We start from the raw sequence: 11,592 nt of genomic DNA, 5'->3' as shown, positions 1-11,592 counted from the left end.
TGACACTTTCGTCTGGTTATCGATCATCGGCATCGCCGCGGCGAATTTGGCGCAAACTGCATATCGGCAGGCGCAGGATCTACGCGGCGATTCACGAAATCCGGACGGATCGGATCGTCAGCGCGAGCAGCTGGAGGCAAAGTTTGTGAACATCGCCGAGAGACTGGTCGCGGACGTGGACAAAACCCGCACGCCAGACAGCGTGTTTATTCCCGGCGGCACGTTTCGCATGGGATCGGATCGCCACTATCCCGAAGAGGCGCCATGCCACTCGGTAAGCGTTGACGGATTCTGGATCGATCGAACGCCGGTGACGAATCGGCAGTTCAAGGAATTCGTGCGAGCCACCGGCCATGTGACGTTCGCCGAGGTGGCGCCGGATCCGGCGAACTATCCTGACGCGCTGCCGCATCTGATCTTCGCCGGCTCGCTCGTCTTCACGCCTCCGGATTACCCCGTCGATCTGCGCGACTACAGCAAATGGTGGACGCTGCTCAAGGGAGCGAATTGGCGTCATCCCTACGGCCCCGGGAGCAAGATCAAGTCTCTCGACGACCATCCGGTTGTCCATATTGCCTACGATGACGCGTTGGCCTATGCGCGATGGGCGGGCAAGGACTTGCCGACGGAAGCGGAATGGGAATTTGCCGCACGCGGCGGCCTGGACGGCGCCGAGTTTGCGTGGGGCGACGAGTTCGCTCCTGGCGGAGTACATCGAGCCAATACCTGGCAAGGGCGCTTTCCGTTCGAGAACACGGGCGATGACGGCTTTGAACGCACCTCGCCGGTGACGTCCTATCCGCCCAATGGCTACGGCGTCTGCGACATGATCGGCAATGTCTGGGAATGGACCAGCGACTGGTACATGCCGAAGCACCAGGCCGATGCCGCGAAAGCGTGCTGTATTCCTCAAAATCCGCGCGGCGGCTCCGAGCATGACAGCTACGACCCGCTGCAGCCTCTCAGCAGGATACCGCGCAAGGTCATCAAGGGCGGTTCGCACCTTTGCGCGCCGAGCTATTGCAGACGCTATCGACCGGCTGCGCGTCATGCCGAGCCGGTCGATACATCGACGAGCCACCTCGGATTTCGCTGTGTAACCCGATCGGAGAGAGAGACATGACCGAGAAGACCACCACCGAGACGTTCAATCGCCGTAACTTGTTGCTCGCCTCTACCTCGATCGCCGCTGCTTCAGCGATTTCGTCGATGGCTCCGGTTCAGACGGCTCAGGCGCAGCAGTCACCGCAGCCTTCGACTGCGTCGGGCGCAGGAAAGCCGAATATTATCTTCATCGTGTCCGACGATTTCGGCTACGGCGATGCCGGCTGCTATCTCGGCGGCGAGAATCGCGGCATGCCGACGCCCAATATCGACCGGCTGGCGGCCGAGGGCATGCAGTTCCTGTCGTTCTACGCGCAGCCGAGCTGCACGCCCGGCCGCGCCGCGATGCAGACGGGCCGCATTCCGAACCGCAGCGGTATGACCACCGTTGCGTTCCAGGGGCAGGGCGGCGGCCTTCCGGCGGCGGAATGGACGCTCGGCTCGGTCTTGAAGACCGGCGGTTACAAGACATTCTTCACGGGGAAATGGCATCTCGGCGAAGACGATTACGCGTTGCCCAACGCGCAAGGCTACGACGAGATGAAATACGCCGGCCTGTATCATCTCAATGCCTACACCTATGCTGACCCGACCTGGTTCCCGGACATGGACCCCGAACTGCGGGCGATGTTCACGCGGGTGACCAAGGGAGCTCTGTCCGGCAATGCAGGCCAGCAGGCGAAGGAAGATTTCAAGATCAACGGCCAGTACGTGAACACGCCAGACAAGGGCGTGGTCGGCATTCCCTTCTTCGACGACTACGTCGAGAAGGCCTCGCTGGAATACCTGGATCGTAACAAGTCATCGGGCCCCTTCTTCATGAATATCAACTTCATGAAGGTGCATCAGCCCAACATGCCGGCGCCCGAATTCCAGGGCAAGTCGATGTCGAAGTCGAAATACGCCGACTCGGTCGTCGAAAACGACGCCCGGATCGGCAGGATCCTCGACAAGGTGCGCGCGCTTGGCCTCGACAAGAACACCTATGTGTTCTGGACGACAGACAATGGCGCCTGGCAGGACGTCTATCCGGATGCCGGCTATACGCCGTTCCGCGGCACCAAGGGCACGGTTCGCGAAGGCGGCAACCGCGTCCCTTCGATCGCATGGGGCCCCGGCATCAAGGCCGGCACGAAGAATGCCGAGATTGTCGGCGGACTCGACTACATGGCGACCTTCGCCAAGCTTGCCGGAGTGAAGCTGCCCGAGAACGACCGCGAGGGTAAGCCGATCATCTTCGACAGCATCGACATGTCGCCGGTGCTGTTCGGGACGGGCAAATCCGAGCGCAAGAGCTGGTTCTACTTCACGGAGAACGAACTCACGCCGGGCGCAGCGCGGGTCGGCAATTACAAGGCGGTGTTCAATCTGCGTGGCGATGACGGTACCAAGACCGGCGGTCTGGCGGTCGACAGCAATCTCGGCTGGAAGGGACCGGAGTCGTATGTGGCGACCGTCCCGCAAGTCTTCGATCTCTGGCAGGACCCGCAGGAACGCTACGACGTCTTCATGAACAACTACACGGAGCACACGTGGGTGCTGGTCACGATCAATGCGGCGATCAAGGACGTAATGCAGACCTACGTGAAATATCCGCCGCGGAAGATTCAGAGCGAGGCCTACTCAGGCCCGATCACCATCTCGCAGTATGAGAAGTTCCAGTTCTTCAGGGATGCGCTCGCAAAGGACGGCTTCCATATCGGCTTGCCCGCGGGCAACTAGACCTCGCGTACTGAACGGCTCCGAGCTTTCGGAGCCGTTCTGTTCTTTGCTGCCGCAAGAGAATGAAATGGGCTCATGGAAAGAATCTGGATAGATCGGCGCTCCATCCTTGCTGGCTTGCTCGTGTCGGCTGCTGCGACGCCCTTGGCCGGGCGTGCGCTGGCGCAGCACGACCCCCTCCCATCGTGGAATGATGGTCGGTCGAAAAAGTCGATACTGGACTTTGTTTCTGCCGTGACGCGCGAGGGTGCGCCGGACTTCGTGCCCGTATCGGAGCGCATTGCGACGTTCGACAACGACGGCACGCTCTGGTGTGAGCAGCCGATGTACGTACAGCTTGCCTTTGCTCTGGATCGGGTCAAGGCGATGGCGAGCAAGCATCCGGAGTGGAAGCAGACGCAGCCCTTCAAGGCCGTTCTCGACAACGACATGGCCGCGCTGGCCAAGGGAGGCGAGAAGGGGCTGGTCGAACTCGTCATGGCGACCCATGCCGGCATGACCACCTCTGAATTCGAGCAAGTCGCCAGCGACTGGATCAAGACGGCGCGCCATCCGAAGTTCGATCGACCGTATACCGATCTTGTCTATCAACCGATGTTGGAGTTGCTTACCTATCTCCGGGTCAACAGCTTCAAGACCTTCATCGTGTCGGGTGGCGGCATCGAGTTCATGCGTCCCTGGAGCGAGCGCGTCTATGGCATTCCGCCCGAGCAGGTCGTGGGATCGAGCATCAAGACCCAGTTCAAGGTCGACAGGGATGGACCGGTCCTGATCCGCTTGCCATCGATCGATCTGATCGACGATGGGCCCGGCAAGCCGGTCGGCATCAACTCACATATCGGCCGCAGGCCGATCGCGGCGTTTGGCAATTCGGATGGTGATTTCCAGATGCTGCAATGGGCCACTGCCGCTCCAGGCCGGCGCTTCGGCTTGATCGTGCATCATACGGATTCGGAGCGGGAATATTCCTATGACCGAAAGTCTCCCTTTGGCAAGCTCGACAAGGCGTTGGACGCTGCACCGTCCAATGGCTGGACGGTCGCGAGCATGAAGGACGATTGGAAGCGCGTGTTCGCCTTCCAGTAGCGGCGCGAGCAATGCGATGAGGGAGTTCCTGAAGACGACGATAATTGGCGGGGCATTGTTTCTGCTGCCAGCTGCGCTGGTACTGGCCATACTCACTCACGCGATGCGCATAGCAGTGAAGGCTGCGGTTCCGATTTCACAAGCCTTGCATTTTGACAAGATGGGGAAGGTTGAGGGCGTAGGCATCGTCACGCTCGTTGCCATTGTCTTGCTGATCCTGATCTCGTTCTCAGCCGGACTCGTCGCGCGGACCAGTGCCGGGTCGCGCATCAGCGCATGGTTCGAGCAGTCGTTTCTTGGTGGCCTTCCGCAGTATCAGATGATGAAGAGCATGGCCCAGGGGTTGTCCCAGGCCGAGGGGGCGAGCGACGACTTCAAGCCCGTGCTTGTGAGTGGTGAGGGCGGTTGGCAGATCGGATATCTGATCGAGACGCTCGAGAATGACTGGGTAACTGTCTTCGTTCCGCAAGCACCGACTCCACTCGTCGGAAGCGTCAGGTATTATCGCCGCGATCACATCAAGCCGCTGAACATCTCCATGCTGCAGGCGAGGGCGATCGTGAAGAACATCGGGCTTGGATCGGCGACGGCGCTGCGGGGAGAAAACCTTAGCAGGCGCGAGATATCGCAGGTCTAGGTCAGTTAATTTGAACCCGGGTTCACCGACGGTTGGGGCAATTCTACCAGAGTCCGGGAAGTAGAGAAGGCGAGGAGGTATGATGCCGAGATCCGCAATCAAAGTGGCTTTCCATGCAGCGTTTGCCGTTGTCATGGGTCTGACTTTTGCAACCGCTGCGCTGGCGCAGGCCCCTGCGGACCAGAAGCCGGCGCAGGATCAGACGGCTGCGCCGGCACCAGCTCCGACGGCCGCCAAGCTTTCGGACGGACAGATTCAGCAACTGGTCGCGCCGATCGCGCTCTATCCCGACGCATTGCTGTCGCAGATCCTGATGGCATCGACCTATCCGTTGGAAGTCGTCGAAGCAGCGCGCTGGTCGCAGGACAACAAGGGCGTCACCGGCAAGGCGCTCGAAGACGCCATGCAGAAGCAGTCGTGGGATCCGAGCGTCAAGGCTCTCACATCGGTGCCGCAAGTCCTTCAGATGATGAACGACAAGCTCGACTGGACCCAGCAGCTTGGCGATGCGTTCCTTGCGCAGGAGCAGGATGTGATGGCCGCAGTCCAGACCCTGCGCCAGCGCGCCGAGGCCGCAGGCAATCTCAAGTCGACGCCGCAGCAAAAGGTGACGACGAGTGCGCCTCCCGCCGGCGTGACAGCGCCATCCGGCATGCAGCAGGCGATCTCGATCGAACCGGTGGATCCCGACATGTACTATGTCCCGGTCTACGATCCCGGCGTCGTCTACGGTGCCTGGGATTATCCTGCCTATCAGCCGTTCTATTGGTATCCGCCGGGCTATGTCGCCGCGGGTGTGATCGGCTTTGCCACCGGCGTGGCCGTCGGGGCCGCGATCTGGGGCGGCTGCAACTGGTGGAACCGCAACGTCTACGTCAACGTCAACCGCTACAACCAGTTCAACCGCGCCAACATCGTCAACAACAATTGGGCCCACAACCCCGCTCACCGCGGCGGCGTTGCCTATCGTGATGCCGGCGTGGCGAGGCGTTTCGGCAGCGGCAACACCCCTGCCGCGCGCGAGGCGCTGCGCAATCGCGCCGGTGGCCCCGGCGGCAAGTTCTCGAACGCGGGTGCAGGCCGGGCCAGGACGGCAGTCTCGCAACGCGCCGGCCATCGCGGCGCCAGCGTGTCCCGCAGCACCAGCCGCAAGAGCGTCACTCGCGCCCGTACGGGCGGTAATCGCGCCGCGATCTCGCATAGAAGCGTAACGCGCACGCACGTCCGCGGACATGCGGGTGGCGGCCGGCCGGCTGCGATGCGCGGCGGCGGCATGCGGGGAGGCGGTGGTTTCCACCGCGGTGGCGGAGGTTTCCACGGTGGCGGAGGTTTCCACGGCGGTGGAGGATTCCATGGAGGTGGACGCCGGCGCTGATCCGGCCGAGGGCTGCTGCGCCGATTTCATTGATCCTGATGAAACCGGAGCGAATGAAAGGAGATCGGGTAGGCACGGACGTTCATTGCAACTTCAGACGACAGGACGCGGCCCGGCGGAAATGTTTCTTGCCGGATCCGCATGACACAATGATTGGAGACTACATGATGAAAAGCATCGCTCTTGCTGCTACTGTGGCCACGATTGCGTTCGCCGGATCGGCGGCTCAGGCCCAAACGCCACTGTCCGCCTACGAGGACGCGAAGGGCTTTATCGACGTCCAGACGCTGACTTGCGCGCAGCTCGCGGGCACCTATCAGGAAGATGCCGACATGCTCGCGGCCTGGTATAGCGGCTGGTACAACGGCCTTGCGAAGAAACACTACGCGCACATCACCCGTGCGAAGTCCGGTGAGCACGAAGTGATCGTCTATTGCAAGGCACATCCCGATCTGAAGGTCATCCAGGCGATCGACACGCTCTTCAAGAACGAGAAGTAGCACGCATCGCCGCGCCACCCGCGATGAAACAACCAGGCGCGGCCATCGGCGGATGCGAAGGACGTCCGACGGGACGTCCTTCCGAATGATCGTTCAGCAACAAGGAGACAATAATGTCGTCGAGTTTTGTTCTACCCGCGCGCAGGCTGTTGGCTGCGTCCGTGATGGCTGCCGCAGCAGCCTGCGCCTCGCCTGCCGGCGCGCAGGATGCGCCGGCAATCCTGAAGGCGATGTCGAGCTATGTCGCGAGCCAGAAGAACATATCGTTGACGTACGACACGGAGATCGAGGTCGTCACGCCGCAAGTGCAGAAGATCCAGTTCGACAGCTCCGGCCAGCTCTCGCTGAGCCGGCCCGACAAGATCCGCGCCACCAGGACCGGCGGCTATGCCGATGTCGAGCTCGTCTCGGACGGCTCCGCCGTGTCGCTGCTCGGCAAGCACGCGAACCTCTACGCCCAGGCCGACCTCAAGGGCTCGATCGACGAGGTCGTCGACCAGCTGAGAAGCCGTGGCGCTGACCTGCCCGCGGCCGACCTCCTCGGCGCCGACCCGTTCTCCGCACTGATGGACGGCGTGATCGAGGCGGCGCACATCGGCCGCGGCGTCGTTGACGGCGTCGAGTGCGAGCATCTCGCGTTCCGCAACGCCGACGTCGACTGGCAATTGTGGGTGCAGGCCGGGGATCGGCCGATACCCCGGAAATACGTGATCACCAGCAAGGCAGTCGGGGGCTCTCCGCAATACACGATCCGCATCAAGGACTGGAAGACCGACGTCGCGTTCGGCCCCGATGCGTTCGCTTTCAAGGCTCCGGCAGGAGCCAACAAGGTTGATCTCGCAAAGCTCGGCGACTTCGACGAAGTCCCCGCCGGTGCGCTCAGCGCGGCCAAGAAGTAAGGAGCTCGAACATGAGATTGGGAAGAATTGCCATCGTCACCCTCGCGATCGCCGCGGGGAGCGTCACGCTGCTCGGCAACGAGAGAGCACTGTTGACGGCCGGTGCGCCGGTGGTCTCGACCGCCGGGGCTGTGATTGGCCGTCCCTTGACGCCCCTGAGCTATGCGGGCGTCGCGCGCCGGACGACCCGTCGCGCGGTGGTGGCCGGAGCGGCCGTCGGAGCCGCGGCGGCTGCGCCCGTGGTCGTCGCACCGGCCTGCGTCCAGCGCGTCGACACCTACGGTCGTGTCTACACGGTTTGTCCGTAGGCGCAGTGGGCGGCATGAAATGCTCCGGTCGGGTTGCCGGCCGGAGCTCGGAAGAGATCGACGTTGGTGCTGACGTCCCTGTCCGGCGGGAGGTACCATCCGGGGAGCGGCATCTCCGGCACCTCTCGGACAGGCGGACATCCCGATCAGACTTCTCTTTTTTGCGGCGCAGATATTTTGGATTTGAGCAATGACAGGTTACCTCGTTCGCCCGAACGCACGGCGTTTGGCGGGAGTCTTGATGAGCGCGTATGCGGCCCTGGGTTTTGCAAGCGGTTCTGCGGTGGCCGATCCGCAGGTTCTGGCGCTTCCCTCGCTGAAGGCCTGGCAGGGTGATTTCGACGGCATGCTGAAGCGCAAGCATGTGCGCATTCTGGTGCCGACCGACAGGACGTCGTTCTTCATCGACAAGGGCGAGACGCTCGGCTTCGAGGCCGAACTCGGTGCCGAGTTTGAAAATTGGTTGAACAAGCGACACGGTCTGAAGAAGCAAAGGATCTATGTCGGCTTCGTCCCCACGCCGCGCGACAGGCTGCTGAGCGACCTCGCCGCCGGGAAGGGTGACATCGCCGCCGGTCTGCTCACGATCACGCCGGAACGGAGCAAGCTGGTCGACTTCGCGGATCCCTGGGCAACCGGTGTTCGCGAGGTGCTCGTGACCGGATCCGCGGCTCCGAGCGTTGGCTCGCTGAACGATCTCGGCGGAAAGACGATCCAGCTCAGGGAATCGAGCAGCTATTTCGAGCACCTCAATGCGCTCAATGCGGACCGCAAGGCGAAGGGGCTGGAGCCGATCGTCGTCAAGCCGGTCGACAGGAATCTCGAGGACGAGGATTTGCTGGAGATGGTGAGCGCCGGCCTGTTGCCTTGGGCGGTCGTGGACCGCTTCAAGGCGCAAGCCTGGGCCGGCCTCCTGACGGGTCTGACGGTGCGCGACGATATTGCGATCAACGAAGGCGGCGACATTGCCTGGGCGATCCGGAAGGATAGCCCGGGGCTCAAGAAGGAGCTCGCGGAATTCGTCAGCACGCACAAGATCGGTACGGAGTTCGGCAATGATCTGAGGGCGCGGTACTTCAAGATGGCGAAGCCACTGAAGAATGCACTGGCTCATTCCGAGGCGGAGAAGTTCAAGGTATTGCGCGCATCCTTCCGGAAGTACGGCGCGGAATATTCCATCGACCCGGTGTTGCTGGCGGCGCAGGGGTATCAGGAGTCCGAGCTTGATCAAGCCTGCCACAATGCCTCCGGCGCCACCGGCATCATGCAGATCAAGCCCAGCACGGCGAAGGGGAAGCCGATCGAGATCACCGGCGTCGCGGCGAGCGCCGACACCAACATCCATGCAGGCTCCAAGTATCTGCGCTACCTCGCGGATACTTATGTCGACGCGACGGTTGTGGACCCGCGCGAACGCGTATTCATGGCGCTCGCGGCCTACAATGCGGGGCCGGGCAATCTCAAGCGCTTCCGCGACTATGCGAGCAAGCACGGTTTTGATTCGACCATCTGGTTCGGCAACGTCGAGAACTGTGCGGCCGCAATCGTCGGTCACGAGACCGTTCAATACGTTGGCAAGATCTACAAATACTACGTGGCCTATACCGCGCTGCGGCAGGAGCAGCCGGCCAGCGCCACCGCCGATCCATCGCAGAAATAGGCAGGTGTCCCGGTGTCATCGCCCAGCGATCGCAGGCCCGGAAAACGAGGACATGAGAATGAAGGCTGGCAGGAGCGGCACCGACAAAGGCTCTGTTGCCGCTCTCGGGATGCTTGCGTGCAGGTCGGGTTAGGTAGGCCGCGCTGGCGGCAGTAAGGGCGCATGCCATGCTCTCGAACGGCAACCGGCCTGGTGAATGATGAGCTTTCGCCTCACTCTCACCGCTTGTGTCATGGTGATCATCGGCCTTCTGGCCGCGCTGCTGATGTTCGTCCAGATCCGGACGCTCGATCTTGTCACCGAGGACGCTGCGACTTCGACCATGGATTCGGCGAGCCGCGCGACGATCTCCTCGCTCCAGCTCCAGATCGAAATGCTGTCGCGCATGACGCGAGCGCTGTCGTTCAGCCCCGCAATCATGGATTCGTCCGACCCTGGCGATGCGAGCCCGACCGCGCGGCTCATGAAGGGAAATCTGGCGCAATGGCCAGCCTTGGACAGTATCTATGTCGGTTATGACGACGGTTATTGGCTTCAGGTGCAGCGGTTGGACGGGCTGAGTGGAGCCCAGCGCGACCGCGTCGGCGGGCCCTCCGACGCGGTGTACGCGACGACGACGACGCAATGGGCGAACGGTCAGGAGTTGCCAACGACGCGGGTGTTCGAGAACAAGACCGGCGACCGGATCGCGCAGATCGAGATCCCGCAGCGCGGCTACGATGCGCGCGAACGCAACTGGTATATGGACGCCCGCGCGGCCGGCAAGTTGATCACCTCTGCACCCTATCTCTCGTTCAACCTGGGCGTTCCCATGATCACCTTCAGCGTGCCGTTCGATGGGAAGGCGCACGGCGTGGTCGGACTGGACCTCAAGCTCGACAGCTACAGCAGATCAGCGCCGCTGATGAAGTTCGGCAAGAGTGGGTATCTCTTGATTTTTGACGACCATGGCACGCTGATCGTACATCCCAAATATGCGGCACTTTTCGAGCGGTCATCGACGAACGCGACGGGGCAGAGACTCCCGAATGCAAATGACCTTCACGATACGCTTGAAGGTCGGATCATCGCGGATTGGGACAAGAGCAGCCCATATTGGCGCAAGCTCTCCTGGAAGGATGGCAGGGAGTATTTTGCTCGCCTCGAAGCTATTGCGCTCGGTTCGAACCTTGCGGCGAATGTGTTGCTGGTTGCACCTGCAGACGAGTTCGTCGAGGGAATCAGGGAGCTTGACCGAAAAGCCAGGATATTCGCGCTGCTTGTCTGTGCCCTGTTCATTCCGGCGGCATGGATATTCGGCACGCGCATGTCGACGACGATCGGCCGGATTACGGCCGAAGCAGACCGCTTGCAGACGATGGCGCCGCCGCCCAAAAGTTCGATTCGATCCTTTATCCAAGAACTGGACAGGCTCGGCCTGACGATACACAAATCCCAGCGCGCCATCTGGTCGTTTTCCCGGCTCGCCCCTCGCGAGATCGTGCGCGGCGTCCTCGACAATTCGATCTCCACCGAGCTTGGCGGCATCAGGCAGGAAATCACGACGCTGTTTACCGACGTGCGCGGCTTCACCACGATCGCCGAAAATGCCGATCCCGATCTATTGATGCAGCAAACCTCGCGCTATTTCACGGCATTGACCGACGTGGTCATGTCGCAGGGCGGCACCGTCGATAAGTTCATCGGCGACGCCGTCATGGCATTCTGGAACGCGCCCAATCCTCAAAGCGATCATTGCGAGCGGGCTTGCCGCGCCGCGTTGCAGGCAAAGGCGGCCAATGAGGCGATCAACCGTCAGTTCGAGGCGGAAGGGCTGCCTGCCTTCTACACCCGCTTTGGGATTCATGTCGGGGAAGCCGTCGTAGGCAATCTCGGTTCGTCCGAACGCATGAACTACACGGCGCTTGGCAACGTCGTAAACCTTGCTGCCCGGCTGGAAGGACTGAACAAGCAGTACAACACCCAGATTCTCGTCAGCGAAAGCGTCTATGTGCGCGTCAAGCAGAGCTTCCGCTGTCGATATGTCGATGCAGTGGTGGCGAAGGGCATGGCGGTTGAAACGAAGGTTTACGAGCTTTTGGACGAGCAACTTGGCTAGTTGCCCTTCGGCGCGGCTGCTGCATATCAGATCGTGTTGGCAGGTATCGGTCCAGTCGAGCGATCATCAACCGAGCCAGCATTCGCTGTTGCGATATGGCCACCCACGCTCGTTCGAGAATGTTGTGACACACGATGACGGACGAGCAGGCTGAAAGTGTGCCCCTTCAGGGCGATGAAAAGACACCCAACTGGACGCGGCGG

General features: G+C 61.7%; 10 protein-coding genes. All 10 read left to right on the top strand.

Annotated features, from left to right (window positions below):
* The first annotated feature begins 145 nt into the window (after window positions 1-145).
* Complete coding sequence (locus K3F49_RS25245) at window positions 146-1,123, top strand: formylglycine-generating enzyme family protein (protein WP_346657352.1); 978 nt, start codon at window positions 146-148, stop codon at window positions 1,121-1,123.
* The gene (locus K3F49_RS25240) at window positions 1,120-2,826 is read left to right on the top strand and encodes an arylsulfatase (protein WP_234683643.1); all 1,707 of its coding nucleotides are present in this window, start codon (window positions 1,120-1,122) and stop codon (window positions 2,824-2,826) included. The genes K3F49_RS25245 and K3F49_RS25240 overlap by 4 nt, the downstream gene beginning before the upstream one ends.
* Window positions 2,827-2,901: 75 nt before the next feature.
* Complete coding sequence (locus K3F49_RS25235) at window positions 2,902-3,912, top strand: HAD family hydrolase (RefSeq protein WP_234683642.1); 1,011 nt, start codon at window positions 2,902-2,904, stop codon at window positions 3,910-3,912.
* Between the two features lie 16 nt (window positions 3,913-3,928).
* Window positions 3,929-4,549: a DUF502 domain-containing protein gene (locus K3F49_RS25230; RefSeq protein WP_234683641.1), complete on the top strand. Its 621-nt coding sequence runs from the start codon at window positions 3,929-3,931 to the stop codon at window positions 4,547-4,549.
* A gap of 82 nt (window positions 4,550-4,631) precedes the next feature.
* Complete coding sequence (locus K3F49_RS25225) at window positions 4,632-5,924, top strand: DUF3300 domain-containing protein (protein ID WP_234683640.1); 1,293 nt, start codon at window positions 4,632-4,634, stop codon at window positions 5,922-5,924.
* Window positions 5,925-6,088: 164 nt separating this feature from the next.
* A complete protein-coding gene (locus K3F49_RS25220) occupies window positions 6,089-6,424 on the top strand; it encodes an HdeA/HdeB family chaperone (RefSeq protein ID WP_234683639.1) in 336 nt (111 codons plus the stop codon).
* 113 nt (window positions 6,425-6,537) lie between these two features.
* Entirely contained in the window at window positions 6,538-7,323 is a 786-nt protein-coding gene (locus tag K3F49_RS25215) for a DUF2092 domain-containing protein (protein ID WP_234683638.1), read from the top strand.
* 11 nt (window positions 7,324-7,334) lie between these two features.
* A complete protein-coding gene (locus K3F49_RS25210; protein WP_234683637.1) occupies window positions 7,335-7,631 on the top strand; it encodes a hypothetical protein in 297 nt (98 codons plus the stop codon).
* Between the two features lie 241 nt (window positions 7,632-7,872).
* Window positions 7,873-9,291: an MltF family protein gene (locus K3F49_RS25205; protein ID WP_234683636.1), complete on the top strand. Its 1,419-nt coding sequence runs from the start codon at window positions 7,873-7,875 to the stop codon at window positions 9,289-9,291.
* 232 nt (window positions 9,292-9,523) lie between these two features.
* Window positions 9,524-11,389, top strand: a complete 1,866-nt coding sequence (locus K3F49_RS25200; RefSeq protein ID WP_234683635.1) for an adenylate/guanylate cyclase domain-containing protein — start codon at window positions 9,524-9,526, stop codon at window positions 11,387-11,389.
* Window positions 11,390-11,592 lie beyond the last annotated feature (203 nt).

Source organism: Bradyrhizobium monzae, from assembly GCF_021458635.1.
GTDB lineage: Bacteria > Pseudomonadota > Alphaproteobacteria > Rhizobiales > Xanthobacteraceae > Bradyrhizobium.
This window is presented reverse-complemented; position numbering and strand designations above follow the sequence as displayed.

What these genes read in the sequence shown, in the direction of transcription:
- K3F49_RS25235 (WP_234683642.1), top strand. Translation starts at nt 2,902, where the DNA reads ATGGAAAGAATCTGGATAGATCGGCGCTCCATCCTTGCTGGCTTGCTC.
- K3F49_RS25225 (WP_234683640.1), top strand. Translation starts at nt 4,632, where the DNA reads ATGCCGAGATCCGCAATCAAAGTGGCTTTCCATGCAGCGTTTGCCGTT.
- K3F49_RS25210 (WP_234683637.1), top strand. Translation starts at nt 7,335, where the DNA reads ATGAGATTGGGAAGAATTGCCATCGTCACCCTCGCGATCGCCGCGGGG.
- K3F49_RS25215 (WP_234683638.1), top strand. Translation starts at nt 6,538, where the DNA reads ATGTCGTCGAGTTTTGTTCTACCCGCGCGCAGGCTGTTGGCTGCGTCC.
- K3F49_RS25220 (WP_234683639.1), top strand. Translation starts at nt 6,089, where the DNA reads ATGATGAAAAGCATCGCTCTTGCTGCTACTGTGGCCACGATTGCGTTC.
- K3F49_RS25200 (WP_234683635.1), top strand. Translation starts at nt 9,524, where the DNA reads ATGGTGATCATCGGCCTTCTGGCCGCGCTGCTGATGTTCGTCCAGATC.
- K3F49_RS25240 (WP_234683643.1), top strand. Translation starts at nt 1,120, where the DNA reads ATGACCGAGAAGACCACCACCGAGACGTTCAATCGCCGTAACTTGTTG.
- K3F49_RS25230 (WP_234683641.1), top strand. Translation starts at nt 3,929, where the DNA reads ATGAGGGAGTTCCTGAAGACGACGATAATTGGCGGGGCATTGTTTCTG.
- K3F49_RS25205 (WP_234683636.1), top strand. Translation starts at nt 7,873, where the DNA reads ATGAGCGCGTATGCGGCCCTGGGTTTTGCAAGCGGTTCTGCGGTGGCC.